The organism is Pontiella desulfatans (assembly GCF_900890425.1).
Classification (GTDB): domain Bacteria; phylum Verrucomicrobiota; class Kiritimatiellia; order Kiritimatiellales; family Pontiellaceae; genus Pontiella; species Pontiella desulfatans.
In genome coordinates this window covers 2917164-2933778 of sequence record NZ_CAAHFG010000001.1, presented here as the reverse complement: position 1 = coordinate 2933778, position 16615 = coordinate 2917164, and the positions used below count along the sequence as shown (strand labels likewise).

At 54.0% G+C, this 16615-nt stretch carries 11 protein-coding genes; 10 read left to right on the top strand and 1 reads right to left on the bottom strand.

Features of this window, described 5'->3' with window-relative positions; translation table 11 throughout:
• Positions 1 to 29: 29 nt before the first annotated feature.
• Positions 30 to 371: a helix-turn-helix domain-containing protein gene (locus E9954_RS10355; RefSeq protein ID WP_168442142.1), complete on the bottom strand. Its 342-nt coding sequence runs from the start codon at positions 369 to 371 to the stop codon at positions 30 to 32.
• A gap of 116 nt (positions 372 to 487) precedes the next feature.
• On the opposite strand from E9954_RS10355, the gene E9954_RS10350 reads away from it, so the two are divergent.
• The 10 genes from E9954_RS10350 (at position 488) to E9954_RS10310 (ending at position 16596) form a co-directional block, all read left to right on the top strand.
• Positions 488 to 1321, top strand: a complete 834-nt coding sequence (locus tag E9954_RS10350; protein WP_136079103.1) for an alkaline phosphatase family protein — start codon at positions 488 to 490, stop codon at positions 1319 to 1321.
• 101 nt (positions 1322 to 1422) lie between these two features.
• Complete coding sequence (locus E9954_RS32425; protein WP_168442141.1) at positions 1423 to 1584, top strand: hypothetical protein; 162 nt, start codon at positions 1423 to 1425, stop codon at positions 1582 to 1584.
• Positions 1585 to 1764: 180 nt separating this feature from the next.
• Positions 1765 to 2709, top strand: coding sequence for a hypothetical protein (locus E9954_RS10345; protein ID WP_136079102.1), 945 nt, complete (start codon positions 1765 to 1767; stop codon positions 2707 to 2709).
• Positions 2709 to 4109, top strand: a complete 1401-nt coding sequence (locus E9954_RS10340) for a sulfatase family protein (RefSeq protein ID WP_136079101.1) — start codon at positions 2709 to 2711, stop codon at positions 4107 to 4109. The genes E9954_RS10345 and E9954_RS10340 overlap by 1 nt, the downstream gene beginning before the upstream one ends.
• Entirely contained in the window at positions 4106 to 5998 is a 1893-nt protein-coding gene (locus E9954_RS10335; RefSeq protein WP_136079100.1) for a sulfatase family protein, read from the top strand. Before E9954_RS10340 ends, E9954_RS10335 begins: the two co-directional genes overlap by 4 nt.
• A gap of 88 nt (positions 5999 to 6086) precedes the next feature.
• Complete coding sequence (locus E9954_RS10330; RefSeq protein ID WP_136079099.1) at positions 6087 to 7535, top strand: sulfatase family protein; 1449 nt, start codon at positions 6087 to 6089, stop codon at positions 7533 to 7535.
• A 232-nt stretch (positions 7536 to 7767) separates the two neighbouring features.
• Entirely contained in the window at positions 7768 to 9009 is a 1242-nt protein-coding gene (locus tag E9954_RS10325; RefSeq protein ID WP_136079098.1) for a hypothetical protein, read from the top strand.
• Positions 9006 to 10595: a sialate O-acetylesterase gene (locus tag E9954_RS10320; RefSeq protein WP_136079097.1), complete on the top strand. Its 1590-nt coding sequence runs from the start codon at positions 9006 to 9008 to the stop codon at positions 10593 to 10595. Before E9954_RS10325 ends, E9954_RS10320 begins: the two co-directional genes overlap by 4 nt.
• A 47-nt stretch (positions 10596 to 10642) precedes the next feature.
• The gene (locus E9954_RS10315; protein ID WP_136079096.1) at positions 10643 to 13627 is read left to right on the top strand and encodes a glycosyl hydrolase; all 2985 of its coding nucleotides are present in this window, start codon (positions 10643 to 10645) and stop codon (positions 13625 to 13627) included.
• A complete protein-coding gene (locus tag E9954_RS10310; RefSeq protein WP_136079095.1) occupies positions 13624 to 16596 on the top strand; it encodes a family 78 glycoside hydrolase catalytic domain in 2973 nt (990 codons plus the stop codon). Before E9954_RS10315 ends, E9954_RS10310 begins: the two co-directional genes overlap by 4 nt.
• Positions 16597 to 16615: the final 19 nt, after the last annotated feature.

Sequence of the window (16615 nt, the reverse complement as noted above, 5' to 3'; positions counted from 1 at the left end):
TCCACTGTTCTCTCTTGAGCTTTACATCTTCACGTTCTTGCTCGCTGGCGTGAAGCGTTTTTTTTAAATCGGTATCCGAGCCGATCCGAAGCCCGTTTAACCGACATGATGGAGGCCGTGGTTCCGCTCATATCCCGAAGTTCTTCCAGAGTGGCGTCGGGATGTTCGGAGATGAGCCGGTCGAGATACTCCAGGTCACCGCCCTCAAAAACAGCATGGCGGTGTCCTCTAGGCAGCGGGGACGTTCGTCCGTTCTGCCTGTAGCATGAAAGCCATCGCTGGAAAGTTCTGATATCCACATCGAACATCCGGGCGATATCGGACTGGGTTCCCTTGCCCGACTCATAGGCTTCAATTGCTTTCTTACGCACTTCGGAAGTTGCTATGCCCATGAACATGAGCATAGCAATTAATTGCGGCATTTCAACCGTTAAATGCTCTATTGGTTCGCTGGCCGGGAAAAATTAAACCCGGAATCCGCAGGCATGTGATCGGCGTGGAGGATGTGCTGCCTACGTTGCTAGAGCTCTGCCTAATTCCGGAAGATAAGCATCCGGAGCATCTCCCGTTTTCCGGGACGAGCTTCAGCGGCTCATTGAAAGACCGCAGGTTTTCGGATGATCGCGACATTTTTCGTCTGGCTTCCGGTGGTCCCGGCACCCCCGGCGGGGCGGGGCAAGGGAATCCGGTCGTGGCGGACGGAGTCAGCTATCGAAAGCTGCATACCATTTTACGCAACGGAAAATATAAGTTCCACCATCTGCCGGGCGGCGAGTTCCGTCTGTACGACATGGAAAAAGACCCGGCCGAGCAAAACGACCTGAGCTCAAAATATCCCGAGCGCACGAAGGCGATGGCCCAGCACTGCCGTGCGCAGTGGGAAGACATTGCCGCACGAAATCGCACGTTCCAGATGCGACAGCTTCGAATCAACAATGCCGACCGTCCTGACAAGGCGTGGAAAATCCCGGTTCTTCAGCCGCTGCATCTGGAGGGCGATATGAATATGCATGCCTGGCTCGGCGGCGTGAAAGGGTTCCGTTCTCCGGGCGACCGGGTGGATTATGCCGTTGAAGTGCAGAAACCGCTCACCGTTTCAATCGTTGCAAAAGGGAAGGGATTCGACCAATGCGCACCTATCGATTTGCTGGTTGATGGAATATCGGTGGAAGTAATAAGCCGCTCGGCGGACAGGATCCTCTTCGGCTCCGTTGATCTTCCGGCGGGAACCACGCCGCTCTCACTGGGCGTGCCTGCCGATGCGAAAGCCGGATCCGGCGTTGGTGAAGTGATTTCTGTGACTTTACATCTGGAGAAATAATGAAGAAAAAAGGACATCGGAATCAACCTTTGGAGCGTTAAGGAACACCTGACGACGGAGGAACTGGCAGAGGGAATCCGTTTTCTGAGCAGTTTCGACTCTTGAGAATCCTGACCTGCATGCAGGGCTATCCGGCTGTTGGCGGTAACGCGGATCGTCTCGTGCTCCAGAGCTGGATGGACTATCCAGGCCAGACCGGGCCTGAAACCCTCACTAACTCCTTCCTCAACGTCACCAAACAGCAAATGGAGCTCTATTTTTAGGAGTGATGCTTTCGGTTTTCTGTCTGAAAACCTGCCTGTGGCGCGTCTCTCTGATAACAGTATTGGAATTTATATGTGGAATAATATATTACAAAGTGTATTGTTAGTGGGTGAGTTCAGTTTCTGTGAATCAGGATAGCAGGGGTAGAAGAACCAGCTGTGAAATGAAGGAGTTTATTTGTGCATAAATCGCTCATACCGATCGGTGAGTTGATCGCGGCATACAGGCCACATATTTCGTCGGCCGGTTCCGGTGATCTTTGGCAATTGAACTATTCCATTGTGCCCATCAGTGCCAAAAGCCTGCAGAGTATTAACAGCTATGACGGCGGAACGGCATCCATTTCGAAGAAAGGTAAAGGTGAATTGAGCGTTGAGCTGACGACGCTGCTGAGCAACCGGAAAATGAAAAACAGCCAGAAATTTGTGTCCCGTCAAAAATTGGATCCGGATCATCCCGGCGTGCTCCGGAATTGGGAGTGCATGTGTGGGGTCTATTTAAACGGGCAGCCGGACCCTCAAACCCGCAATGCATTTTGGGGGAAGGTTTCCGGTAAAACCGTTTCCCTGAACTACGACCGTGCGCAGAAATATACCATTTCCCACGCGCTCTATTCGTTCTGGAGTCTGCTGGAGCTGATCCCGACGCTTTCGGCGGATGAGTCCCGCACCCTGACGCTTCTGGAAGGCGGGGAAATGATTAAAGAGCCCTGCCTGCTGAGCAGCTCTGGAACAACGACGGCTGTTGTCGGCGGGAAACCCATCGAGCTGGAAGGGTGGGTGCTTACAGGGCGCGGCATACATCCCACCTGGTTCTGGAAAGAGAAGGGTGGCCCGGTCCTGTTTATTGCGGCGACCACGGTTTTTTATGTGCTGACCGGGGAGGGGCTGGCCGTCGGGAAAAAACCAATGAAGCCCATGCAGAAGTCCGCTGCTAAACCGGAAAAGATTGTGCCGAAAACTTCCGAACAACAATGGACGATCACGTTCAAGCATCAGAAGTTCGGCGAAAGGACCAAGACAATTACGGTGCTGGGCGAGGATGAAAGAGGGATCTATTACAAAGATCTTAATGGGAAGAAAGCTTTGCTGGTGAAAGACCGGATTATCAAGGTGGTGAAATAATGAAACAGGCTCCCAGTGCTTTAAATCGTCGAAATTTTATCGGGCTCTATGCTGCCGGAGCGGCGGCTCTTTCGGCAGGTCGTTCCATAGCGGCCTCGCCGGGAAAACAAAACACGAAACCCAATGTACTCTTCATCAATGTGGACCAGCTGTCCGCCCAGGCGCTTTCCTGCTATGGATCAATGGAGGTCTCGACGCCCTGGATGGATTCCATTAAGGAGAATGGCTTTGCGATTGAGCAGTCCTACAGCGCGGATCCCGTTTGCTGTCCGGGCCGGGCCGCCTGGTTTTCGGGGCGGTACACGAGCGAAAACCGGGTGGTACTCAACGGCATGCCCATGGTGGAAGGGTTGCCGTTGCTGAGTCAGGAGCTTCAAAAGGGCGGCTATTATACGGCGCACTTCGGTAAATGGCATGTACCCGGACGGGACGTGCATCAGATGTTTGACTTGACCCACGACGACCAGCTGATGGGCGAACACCAGGATGCGATCACTGCACGGTCCGTCGCCGGTTTTATCTCGAACCATAAGGGCGACAAGCCGTTTTTCTGTGTGGCGGGCCTGTTGAATCCGCATGACATCTGCTACTGGCGAAGGCTTAATGAGCCGGCGTCGGATCTGCTTCCTGAAAATGTGCCGGAGGAAGAACTTCCGCCGCTTCCTCCGAACTTTCATTTTGATGAAAAAGAGCCGCAGAACGTGGTGATATTCAACCGGAAGAAAATCCAGAAAATGGACGAGTGGAGCGAGCTGCAGTGGCGCTACTATATCTATGCCTATTACCGCTATGTGGAAATGGTGGATGAGGCCGTAGGGGTAATGTTGCGGGCACTGCGTAATTCCCCGCATGCCGACAATACGGTGGTTGTTTTTTCGGCGGATCATGGTGACGGGTTCGGCCGGCATAAACTCGCGTTGAAAAACACGCTCTATGATGAAGTCGTGCGGGTTCCGCTCATCTTTTCCGGTCCCGGAATAAAAAAGGATGTTTTTAATACGGACTGTTTTGCATCCGGCGTGGATCTCTTTCCGACTGTGATGGATTTTGCGGGGCTTGAGCCATCCTGTCGTCTTTCGGGCTCTTCCCTGAAAAAGGTGCTCCAGGGCCGGCCGTCGGAGCGTCCTGAATATGCCGCGGCACAGGTGAGCGTAGACGGTCGGATGATCCGTACGAAGCAGTATAAATACATCACCTATGAGGGCGACCCGGTGGAAATGCTTTTTGATATGAAGTCCGATCCGTGGGAAACCCAAAACCTCGCCTCATCCGCGGCCCATCAGGAGGTGCTGAAGGCGCATCGAAAACTCCAGCAACAGCACGAAGCCTCGCTGGATAACCTCACGCCGCCTGAAAGCGGGTGGCGGGAAAATTTGCAAAAGATTAAGGCTTCCGCATGAGCGAGAATTACCACTGGTCGTTTGACGATAATGTGATGCTTCGGAAGACGATTTTTCCGAAGGGCTTTTCGGCGGCGGAGAGTACGCTGCCGACGGGGGCGTTTGATCCGTCGTCGGACTGGGAAAATTCGTATGACCTGGTGTATTCCGGACCGCAGGATTTTACGGAGCCGAACAAATATATTTACGGATCGCTGCGGCTGGGCGCAACGTTTGCCGGCAATTCGGTTCGGTTGACGGTGAACAGCGTGCGGCAGATGGGGCAGAATTTTCCGAGGGAGCGTGAGTTTTTGACGACGGCATTTGACTGCAACCGGGATGAACTTTTTTCGTTGAAGGATTCGTCGCACTGGAAGATTGAAGCGGAAACGCGCAATGTGCAGAGCGCGCCGGCTGCGCCGTACCGGACCTACTTTCAGAAAGGGTCGCTGAACCAGGGCCGGATTTATAAGAAGGGTGCATCCGGGAGTTCGTATCTATACCGGCAGGCGGAGGCCGGGCCGGTTGCCTGCAACTGGAGTCTGCTGGCCGCTGTGCAAACCATGCCGCGTGACCGGCGCATTTCCTTTTCTTACTTTGAAGATCTCGAGCGTTTTTCATCCGGGCACTCGATTGCATTTCTCGAAGATTTTGAGGCGGATTTCGGCGGTCGCAAGGTAATGCTGCACGGCTACACGCATAAAGGGCCGGGCATTATTCCTTCGTATTACTGGGTTGACGGTTCCGGACGGCTGCTGCAGCAGGCGGGCTACAACACCTATTTCAGCGGCAAGTGGCATGTGCCCGGTAAAAAAGTGCGCGACCTTTTTCATGTGTTGCACGAGGGCAGCTGGTGGGGGGAGATGACCGATACGGAAGTGACCCGCAGTGCTGTTTCTTTTCTGGACCACTATGATGGCTCCAAACCGTTTTTCCTGAGTCTGGGCTACCTGAATCCGCACGATATATGCATTACACCCAGCTACGATGCCGAGCGCTCGACCAAGGTCGATGGCATCAAGATTCCGCCGTATGTTGCGGACGGCGTGCTGGAGGAGGGCGAAATTCCACCGCTGCCGGAGGCGCATGAATATGATCCCCGCGAGCCGGGAATCCTGGTGGCCTGCAAGCGCGGATCAGCGAAGAAAAAGAAGGCTTCGTTCAATGATTGGGGCGATGATCTGTGGCGGATGCACCGCTATAACTATCACCGTTTCACCGAGATGGTGGATCGTCAGGTGGATGTGTTGCTCGACGCGCTGGAGCAGTCGGACTTTAAGGACAACACATTGATCATCTTTTCGTCTGACCACGGGGAGGGAATCAGTCGTCACCGGACGGTGGCCAAGTCGACGTTTTATGACGAGGTATGCCGCGTGCCGTTTATTGTTTCAGCGCTAGGAAAGCTGAAGGTCCGCAAAGGTATTCGGGATGATCAGCATCTGGTGTCCGGCGTTGATCTTGGGCGGACGCTGTGCGACTACGCGCAGGCGGACAGCGCGGCACTTCCGCACGGACTGAGCGTTCGTCCGCTGGTGGAAGGCCGGGAAGCCGACTGGCGCGAGTTTGTGTATGCGGAAAACAGCAACTATATGCACATGGTGAGCGACGGTACGATCAAGTATGTACGCGAATATATCGAGAACGATGAAATAACGGGTGTGCCCCCCTGCGCGAAGACGCACGCAACCGGGGTCGAGCAGTTGTTCGATCTGGAGCGCGATCCGAATGAAGGGCGTAATTTTGCCTACGATCCGGAATATAAACCGCAGCTCGAACGGATGCGCAAGGCGCTGGATCAGCTTGAAGATGAGCGGATCGCGATCAGGCCGGTTGCGACCCAGGCGCAGAAATTTATGAAGCAACGAACCGCGGAGATCAGAAAGAACAAGATTCCGCAGAGTTATTGATCACCAAGCACGCTAATCACGCGAATAGATCTGGATTCGTGCGATTCGTGAAATTCGTGATCAAAAAATACAGTTGAAAAGGTGAAGTATGAATAGGTTGAGTAAAGCAGTAGTTTTGTTGCTGGTGTTTGCAGGCGCGGTTTCGGCGGCGAAAGAGAAGCCGAACTTTTTGTTTGTGATGGTTGATGATATGGCGCCGGACGCCATTTTCCATAATCGCTTTGATTTCCTGGAGACGCCGAATCTTCAGCGGTTGGCTGATGAAGGCGCGGTATTCAATAATATGTTTGTGACGACGTCGCTCTGTTCGCCGAGCCGGGCGTCGATTCTCACCGGAACCTATTCGCACATTCACGGCGTGCGTTATAACGAGATTCAAGACCCCGAGCCGCATCTCGAACAGTTCCCGCAGACCCTGCAGAAGATCGGTTATAAAACTGCATTGATCGGCAAGTGGCATATGGCGCACCACGCCCGCCCGCGTCCGGGGTTTGATTACTGGCTTAGTTTCAAGGGGCAGGGCGTTTACAATAATCCGGAACTGAATATCAACGGCGACTTCGTGAAGCAGGAAGGATATATTACCGATATCCTTACGGATAAGGCGGTCGATTTTATTTCCGAAAACAAAAATGATCCATTCTGTGTGCTGCTTTGGCACAAGGCGTGTCACGCCAAGTTTACACCGGCCGAGCGGCACAAAGATGCGTTTCCGGATGCGAAAATCAAAGAGCCGGAAAGCTGGTCGCTTGATTTTTCAGAAAAGCCGACGTGGATGCGCCGCGAAAAAATCTTCGGCCCGCATTATAAAAAATGGGTCGCCAGCGAAGGGTTAGAGGTGCCGGCAAAACTGTCGCCCCAAAAATGGGCTCCACCCGCACAGTGGTTGGATATGCTCCGCTGTATGCTGGCCGTGGATGAAGGCGTCGGCCGGGTGATGGATCTGCTCGAAAAGCAAGGGCGGCTGGATAATACGGTCATCATTTTCATGGCGGATAACGGCTGGTTTTATGGCGAGCATCGCCGCGGCGATAAGCGCCTGGCTTATGAAGAATCCATTCGTGTTCCGTTCGCCATGCGCTATCCCGCGAAGCTGAAAGCCGGAAAGTCGATCGATGGCATGGTCGCCAATATTGATATCGGTCCGACCATCCTCGAACTGGCTGGAGCACAGACTCCGAAAACGATGCAGGGCGAATCGTTTGTTCCCGTGATGGAAGGCAAGGCGGAAGGCCGTACCGATCCGTTCTTCTATGTCTATTTCCAGGAAAAATATGCGCCGGCCATTCCGACGACGCTTTCGATCCGCACACCGGAATGGAAATATATTCATCTTCCGTATGAGAGTGCCGCCGAGGGCAACGTTGACGAGCTCTACCGCCTCGGCAAGGACCCGAACGAACTGAAAAATCTAATCCACTCGCCTGAAGCCGCCGCGCAGCTGAAAAAAATGCAGCAACTGCTGGCCAACGCGATGGAGCAGTACGAGTACAGCGAGCCGCCCTATAAATATGAACCGCCGCAGAAAGACGAATGATGAGGCGGCTAAACGTGGGAACTTTACATATAGGGACGCCGGGGACGGCGTCCGGACAGCGGGGACACTGTCCCTCCAGAAAATCCGGACAATCGCGATATTTTAACTATGGGGTAGTAATTTAATGGTTTCGATAAGTGTAGGACGTGGCTCTTTGCGACGCGAAGCGAGTCTGTGCGACAGCCAGACAACCAAAGGCCGCGTGATGAACGTATTGATAGGAGTTTTGACGATGAGTGCGCTGATTGCGAGAGCTGAGATGAAACCGCTCGAACGGATTGCGGTTAATCCGGGGATCAATGGGGCGGAATTTGTTCTGAAGGATTCCGGGAAGCCCTTCTTTGTGAAGGGCTTTAATTATGTTCGTCTGGAACAGGGGCATTCGACCTTTGATGCCGCCACCGACAGCACCGAAGCGCACTATGAACCGGAGCGTGCCGAGGCCATGTTCCAAACCCTGGAAAAACACGGCTACAACACCGTGCGGGTGTTCATCATCGGCCGCAGCAAGGCCAACCCCGGCATCGGCGGAAACTACGACACGACGCAGGGAAACTATGAACCCTACATGGATAACGTGCTCGATTTCCTGCGGCGGGCGACGCGTCACGGGATCCGCGTCTTCCCCACCTTCGGCGACGGCGAGCTGCCGCGGAATGCCTATTACTATGATCGGTTCAGGAAGACCGGAAACAACAAGAACGTCATGATCCTCACCCAGGAGGGCATCAAGGCGCGCATCGAGTTCATCACCTCCTTCCTGGCGTATGTGAAAGAAAAAGAACCGGCCCTGTTGCCGACACTGCTGGGGTTGCAGTGCCAGAACGAAGCCTATCTAAAGGCCGATGCCTGGCCTTTTTCGGAAACGGAAGGGGAGTTTAAGGCGGCCAACGGAAAGCACTACGATCTTTCAGATACGAAGGAGCGGCAGGCACTGATGGATGACGGCTACCGCTTTTATCATCAGTGTATGGTTCGGGCTGTTAAAGCCATCGATCCCGACATGCTGGTGGCCGAGGGGGTTTTTGTTCCGCGGGCGGTCGGTAAGGATTACGAAACAGACGCCGGTCTGTGGCCCGGCCGGTTCAAGGATGAGCGCTATCCGCCCACGCTGACGGCGCTCGGTGACGGTCCGCTGGATTTTCTCGATGTCCACTTTTATCGAGGCAATACAAAGGAATCCGTTGAGCGGGCCTTTGAAAATAATCTGGCATCAACCGGCCTGTTCGACAGGGAGATGAAGAACATTCGAATGAAGAAACCGCTGATCATGGGCGAATTCGGCGCGTTTGATCACGTTGAAAAAACGTTCGAGGAGGCCGTCGATAATATGGTCATTGTTCGCGATCTCGCACTGCAGGCGAACGTGAACGGTATGCTCTACTGGACCTACGACTGCCTGGAGCAGAAACGGCTCTGGCATGCGACCGACGATTGGGAACTGTTCTTCAGCAAAATGGGAACGTTTGAATGATGATCAGGGAGATTGTTGCAGAAAAAGTAGAACGAGCGTCCCGCTCGTTTAAGCAAGCGGGACGCTTGCTCTACATTCTGAATCTATGCGCGCTGGGCACTTTTGCTGAGTTGTCTACTGGTTCGCTCTTTACCGACAACATGGTACTGCAGCGTGATAAGCCGATCATTGTTTGGGGTACAGCTGAGTCGGGCGAAAAGGTAACGGTTCAATTTGCCGACCAGACGAAGTCTGGAGTGGCGAGTGCCACTGGCAAGTGGAAGATAACACTTGATCCTATGCCCGCCTCTTCCAAACCTCGGAAGCTTCAAGTTTCAGGTTTCAAGTCTCAGGTTTCATTCGCCGACGTCCTCGTTGGCGAAGTCTGGTTCGCGGGTGGGCAGTCCAACATGCGTTGGGCGTTGTGGAACACCGACGGCGCGGCGGAGCTCTTTGAATCCGGTGGGGCGGAGATTGACGGACTGCATCTGTTTGCCATGTCGGAAATCGTGAATGAGCTGGATGCAGATCTTCCGATTAAAGGATGGCAGAAATGTACGAAGGAAAGCTCAACTGCCTTTTCCGCGGTGACGTGGTATTTCGGACGCGCACTCAAAGAACGGTTTAAGGATGTGCCGGTCGGGCTGATTATGTCGGCCCGCGGCGGAACCCCGGCGGAGGCCTGGATGGATTCGGATTTTGCGGCCGGCTGCAAGCCGTTCACCGAGTATGCCGCCTGGTGTGATGCAGCGTATCAGGAGAAGTATGCCGGTTTTGATGAATATAAGGCGGCCTATATTCAGTACAAAGAGGACTGGAAGGCGTTTGTGCATAAAAAGAGCCCGGAGAAGCCGGTCGAACCGATGGGGCCTTATCACGCGCACCGGGCAGGCGGGCTGTATGGAACAATGATCGCACCGATCCTGCCGTATTCGGTTCGCGGCGTGTTGTGGTATCAGGGCGAATCCAACATGTGGCGGGCTTATGACTATCGCTTCGTGCTCAAAACGCTGATTGGTAACTGGCGGAGGGATTTTGAAGATCCGTCCCTGCCATTTCTGGTGGTGCAGCTGCCGGGCTTCGGGTGCGGCGGCGCGGAGCATCCCATCTGGGCGGTTGTGCGCGACTCGCAGGTGACTGTGGCCGCCGGCGATGCGAACGTTGGAACCATTCCGATTCCGGAACTGGGCGACGAGAAGGATATTCATCCGCGCAACAAGCGCCCGGTCGGTGAACGAATCGCGCGTTATGCACGCGGAGCGGTCTATGGCGATAATATCCAGTTTGCCGGGCCTTCATTTGAGTCGGTCGAGTTCGCGGCAGGTAAAGCAATTGTTTCGCTGAAAGACACGAAAGGATTGAAGCAAAAGGGCGATGCGATACGTGGATTCAGCATTGCCGGATCGGACGAGCTGTTTGTAAGCGCAACGGCGGAACTGAAAAAAGGGAAGCTGGTCATCAGCAGCCCGGAGGTAAAAGAACCCGTCGCGGTGCGTTATCTGTGGTCCAACTGGATCAATCCGACGGATGTGACCCTGTTTAACGGTGCCGGGCTCCCGCTGGCACCTTTCCGGAGCGACGACTGGAAGGTCGTGACCCAGAAATAGTTTAACCCTGCATCTATCCGAGTTGGAAAAGAACAAGAGAGAGTAAGATGAGTAGAAAATGGAAATACGTATCGCTTCTGGTCTGGAGCATGGTCGTCAGCGTTTCGCAGGCAGATCCGCTTATGGAAACCTTTAAAAGCCCTTCCGAGGAGACCCGTCCGTGGTGTTATTGGTATTGGGTTGGAGGCGATATTACCGCGGAAGGGATTACCAAAGACCTGGAAAATATGGCGGAGGTCGGTATTGCACGCGCGATGATCGGTAACGTCGATGTGGGCGTGAAAACCAATAACGGGCAAGGCAGTCCGGTCGAAGTGCTCTCACCAGCGTGGCGTGAGCTCAAAATGCATGCCCTGCGCGAGGCGAAGCGGGTCGGCGTAGATATTTATTTCTTCAACTGCCCTGGCTGGAGCCAGTCGGGGGGACCGTGGATTAAAACGGAGCAATCCATGCGCCGTGTAATCTGGAGTGAGGTCAACGCCAATGGCGGCCCATTTAAACAAAAGGTCCGGGCGAAAGGCGTCCCTGGCGGGGGCAGTCAGGATATTGCGGTGCTGGCGGTTCCGCAGCTCAACAGCGTCTCGATTGAAGGGGAACCTTCAGAAAAACAATATATCTTTTCGCACAGCGAACCCTTTACCGCCCGTTCACTCTCCATTCACGGTGCTGTGAAAGGGACCTTGTTTGCCTTCCGCAACGGGAAACGCGAAGCTGTCGCGCAGATCGATGTCAGGGCCGGATTCGCGAAAACGGATTTCCTGCTGAAAGAGGCGCAAACGGTCAGCTTTCCTGATGTTACCGCGCAGCGGTTTGAACTCGATTATGAGAAACCAAAACCAGCAGGCAGGAAAAAAAAGAAGAATAAACCGGTAAAGGCCGTGCCGCCTGCCCGGGTGTCTCTCTCGTCCGAGCCGAAAGTCGCGCAGGTGCTCAATAAACAGATGGGGCGGATGCATCCTACACCGAGCCCCACCTGGGACTCCTATATTTTTAAGGATAGCGTCGAGCCGGAGGACACATCCGTGCTGGTCGGGCAAAAAGAGATGATCGACCTCAGCGACAAGCTTGATGCTGACGGGGTCTTGAATTGCACGCTGCCCAAAGGAGAGTGGCGGATTATCTATTTCGGAATGATCACTACAGGAGCAAAGAATCATCCGGCTGCGCCTGAAGCGAAGGGACTGGAAGTTGATAAAATGAGCAGGGCACACACACGGCATCATTTCAATTCCTATGTCGGCTCGCTTTATCAGCAGATGACGTCCGAAGAAAAAGCGGCGTTCAAAGGCATCACCATCGACAGCTACGAAGTCGGCGCTCAGAACTGGACCGATGGATTTGCTGCCGAGTTTGAAAAACGGAACGGCTACAATCCGATTCTGATGCTGCCCACATTTACCGGAACCGTAGTCGACAGCGCCAAAAAGTCCGACCGGTTCCTTTGGGATCTGCGCCGGACGGTTGCCGACATGATTGCCGAATGTTATCTGGGTGGTCTTCGGGATGTTGCGAATGAACACGGCCTGGTGCTCTGGTGCGAACCGTACGGCCATTGGGGCTATCCCGGCGACTTTACGATTTACGGTGGTTATGCCGACCAGGTGGGCGGCGAGTTCTGGTCGAAAGGAAACCTGGGCAATATTGAATGCCGGGCCACCAGTTCGGTTGCGCATACCTACGGGAAGCGCCGCACGTATGCGGAGGCCTTTACCAGCGGACTCAACCTTCAGGATAATCCCTACAGCTTTAAGGCGCGCGGCGAACGGATGTTCTGCGACGGGATCAATCATTTTGTCCTGCACGTCTATCTCCATCAGCCCCGCACTGGCGGAATGCCGGGTAGAAATGCAGGATTCGGCACGGCGTTTCATCGCAATACGCCATGGTTTAACGAGGGGCAGGGCTGGATCAACTATCTGCAGCGATGTCATACCATGCTGCAATGGGGCGATCCCGCCAACGACGTGCTGGTTTATATCGGCGACTTTGCGCCGCAGATGACCGGCCCCCCGAATCCTGTGCCCAACGGGTACCAGTATGATTACGTCGGCTCCGACGCCATCCTGCGTAAACTGGATGTGGTCGACGGCAAATGGGTCACTTACGACGAAAACGATCCGAATCGGATTTCCGCGAGCTGGAAGGTGATGACGATGCCGAACACGCTCAAACACATTCGCCCGCATATCCAGAAGCGCATTGATGAGCTGGAGAAAAAAGGCGGCCGGATTATCCGCTCGGTTCCGGTAAGCGCGGAGCAGTTGAACCTGCCACCCGCTGTTTCCGGCGAGAGTTGTGCGATCCGCTGGCTTGAACGCAAACTCGGCGATCAGCACCTGTTCTTCCTCTCCAACTTTGAGAAGGCGGGCACGTTTTCGGCTATGTTCCACGTGAAAGGAAAACACCCGGAACTCTTCAATCCGGTAACCGGCGAAATCCAAAAAATCGCCCGTTTCGAAGAGACGGCGAGCGGAACGAAAATCGAAATCGATGTCAAAGATCCAGCCGATTCTTTCTTCGTGCTGTTCCGCGAGAAAGCGACGGTTCCGTCGGTGGTCAACGCATCTGCTCCGGTCAGCGATCTCGACCTCTTTTACAACGCGAAAAATGAACTCGTCGCTCAAACCGGAAAAGCGGGGACGTACACGCTTACGATGAGTGACGGAAAAATGCACTCCGTTGCAGTTAAAGCGGATTCGAAGTCGGTAAATATCGATGGATGGAAAACCGCATCGACCGATAACGAGGGTTTCACCGAAACACGTGTTGCCGAATTCAGCCTGCCGAAAAACTTCGGCAAGAATCAGCGTGTGATGCTGGACCTGGGCAATGTCGAAATCATGGCGCAGGTGACGCTTAACGGAAAAACCTTCGACACCCTTTGGATGCCGCCGTTTGCCCTGGATGTAACCAAAGCACTTAAATCCGGAAGAAATAAGATCGCGGTTCGGGTCACCTCCACTACGGAAGGAAAACCGAAGCTCGGCGAAACCGTCCAACTGAATACGGTAAGCAGAGAGACCGTAAAATGAATATAACCGCTGTACTAACTGGTTTGTTACTGGGCGCGTTTTGCGTTAGTGCGGAATCGGTCGGGGCGGATAAAATTACTCCGGTCGAGTTGCGTTGTGAGTATCTGCAAAATCCGCTGGGGATTGATGCGGTTCAACCCCGGTTAAGCTGGCAACTGGAATCCGACACGCGCGGCCAAAAACAGACCGCTTATCGGATCCTCGTTGCGAGTTCCGCTGAAAAACTGAAGCAGGGGCAGGGCGACCTTTGGGATACGGGCAAAATCCAATCCAGTCAGACGAGCCAACTCGCCTACAGTGGGAAAGCACTCACAAGCCAGACGCAGTGCTTTTGGAAAGTGATGGCCTGGGATGTTGACGGCACACCGTCTGATTGGAGCGAGTCCGCGCACTGGACGATGGGCTTGCTCAGTCCTGCCGATTGGAAAGCCGAATGGATTGGTTTTGATAAAGGCACACCCGAGAAGGAACAAAAGCCTGATATTACGATTACCAAGGCGGTCTATGGTGCAGAGGATAAGCCGGAGAAGCGGGTCGACGTAACCGAAAAAGTTCAAGCGCAGATAGCAGCTGGAAACTACAAGGTAGGAGCGTCCAATGCGCTGGTTGGTGAAGACCCCGCACCCGGGGAAAAGAAGGTGTTGCTGCTGGATTTCATTGCCTATGGGAAAGTCAAACAGGTGAAGGTTCGTGAAGGCAAACGGACCATATTGACTTCGGGGAAATATGCTGACGGAAGAGTCCAAAGCTTTTTGCCGGCTCCCCATCTCAGAAAGGACTTTAAGCTGAACGGGTCGGTCGCACGCGCCACGCTGTATGTTACGGCGCAGGGATTTGCCGAAATGCATCTCAACGGAAAACGGGTCGGCGACGAATACTTCATGCCCGGTTGGACTGATTACCGGCAGCGGATCTACTACCGCACCTATGATGTCACCTCGATGCTTGAGTCGGGAGACAATTCAATTGGTGCGATTCTCGGGGACGGCTGGTTCCGAGGAAATATCGCCTCAAAAGGGCAGAATCAGTATGGAAAACGTATCCGGGTAAGAGCGCAATTGCAGATCGATTATGCGGACGGACGTTCCGAGCTGGTGGTATCCGACCTGAGTTGGAAGGCTGCCTTTGGTCCGATTCTGGAATCCGACATGCAGGCAGGCGAAACTTATGACGCCCGCAAAGAGATGCCCGGTTGGGATCGTTCCGGTTTTGACGCAAGCAACTGGTCCGCGGTCAATGCCGGATCGGCATTAAAAGAGGAACCGCTGATTCAGGCTTATCCCGGCGTGCCCGTTCGTAAAACACAGGAGCTACCGACTGTTAAACTAAGCGAACCGCAGCCCGGGAAATTTGTATTCGATCTCGGTCAGAATTTTTCGGGTTGGATTCGTTTGAGAGTAAACGGCGAAGCAGGCGAGAAAATTGTGATGCGCTTTGGGGAAATGCTGAATGCCGACGGAACCGTGTATACCGAAAACCTTCGTTCGGCGCGAGCAACCGACACCTACATCTGTAAAGGCGGCGGCGAAGAGGTCTGGGAACCGCACTTTACGTTTCATGGGTTCCGCTACGTTGAAATGACCGGACTCAACAGGAAGCCGAACCTGGAGACGGTCACGGGGATCGTCGTCCATTCCGATGCACCGATGACCAGCTCGTTTGAGTGCTCCAATCCGATGTTGAACCAACTCCATCGCAACATCGTCTGGGGGCAGCGCTCTAATTATCTGGATGTTCCCACCGACTGCCCTCAACGCGACGAACGGATGGGTTGGACGGGGGATACGCAGGTCTTCATCCGTTCCGGATCCTATCACCAGAACGTGTCCGCGTTCTTTACCAAATGGATGGTTGATCTGATGGATACCCAGAACGGAGCCGGTACGTTTGGAAGTCAAGCGCCGGTGTTTTACGGTCACGGCAGTCCGGGCTGGGCAGATGCCGGCGTGATCTGCCCCTGGACGATTTTTTACATCTACGGCGACGTTCGAATGATCGCGCAACACTATGATCAGATGGCGCGCTTTATCGAATACTGTAGAAGCAAAGGACTCAAGGGGCCGGGCGATGTCGGATTCGGAGATTGGCTGGCGATTGGATCACAATCGCCTAAGGAACTCATCTCGGCCGCCTATTTTTCGTATTCGACAAGCCTGATGGTGGAGATCGCAGATGCATTGGGTAAGACGGAAGATGCCGGGAACTACCGCCAGTTGTTGGCCGCGATTAAAGCTGAGTTCCAGAGCAGCTTTGTTCAAGCGGATGGAACGATTGACGGCCATTCGCAGACTGCTTACTGTATGGCGATTTGTTTCGACCTGCTCAGCGATGAGCAGCGTGAGCAGGCCGCCGCGCATCTGGTTGAACGGGTGAAGGCGAAGGAATATCACTTGTCGGTCGGCTTTCTGGGCGTGAACATTCTCTTGCCTGCCCTCACCGAAATCGGACGGAGTGATTTGGCCTACCGCCTTATCCAAAACAAAACCTATCCGTCTTGGGGCTATTCCATTGAACAGGGCGCGACCACGATATGGGAACGTTGGAACAGTTACACCAAAAAGGACGGCTTCGGGCCGGTAAAGATGAACTCCTTTAACCACTACGCCTACGGCTCCTGCAGTGAGTGGATGTTCCGCAGTATGCTGGGTATCGACACCGACGGCGCGGGTTACCGGAAAATCAGAATGAAACCCGAATTCGGCAAAAGCGTACCGTGGGCGAAAGGGCATTACGATTCCATCCACGGGCGCATTGGCAGCGTTTGGAAATGGAACGACGGAATGTTCGAATGGGCGGTTACGATTCCGCCCAACACAACGGCAACGGTCTATATGCCAGAAAACGCTGCATCACTGACCGAATCCGGAAATCCCATCGCAAAAGCGAACGGGGTAAAATTCCTGCGTACCGAAAAGGGACGAGCGGTTTACGAACTGCAGTCGGGACACTATTATTTTAAGACAAAGTAGAGGGGAAGCAGAAGTGATA

What these genes read in the sequence shown, in the direction of transcription:
- E9954_RS10310 (WP_136079095.1), top strand. Translation starts at nt 13,624, where the DNA reads ATGAATATAACCGCTGTACTAACTGGTTTGTTACTGGGCGCGTTTTGC.
- E9954_RS10330 (WP_136079099.1), top strand. Translation starts at nt 6,087, where the DNA reads ATGAATAGGTTGAGTAAAGCAGTAGTTTTGTTGCTGGTGTTTGCAGGC.
- E9954_RS10315 (WP_136079096.1), top strand. Translation starts at nt 10,643, where the DNA reads ATGAGTAGAAAATGGAAATACGTATCGCTTCTGGTCTGGAGCATGGTC.
- E9954_RS10340 (WP_136079101.1), top strand. Translation starts at nt 2,709, where the DNA reads ATGAAACAGGCTCCCAGTGCTTTAAATCGTCGAAATTTTATCGGGCTC.
- E9954_RS10320 (WP_136079097.1), top strand. Translation starts at nt 9,006, where the DNA reads ATGATGATCAGGGAGATTGTTGCAGAAAAAGTAGAACGAGCGTCCCGC.
- E9954_RS10335 (WP_136079100.1), top strand. Translation starts at nt 4,106, where the DNA reads ATGAGCGAGAATTACCACTGGTCGTTTGACGATAATGTGATGCTTCGG.
- E9954_RS10325 (WP_136079098.1), top strand. Translation starts at nt 7,768, where the DNA reads ATGAGTGCGCTGATTGCGAGAGCTGAGATGAAACCGCTCGAACGGATT.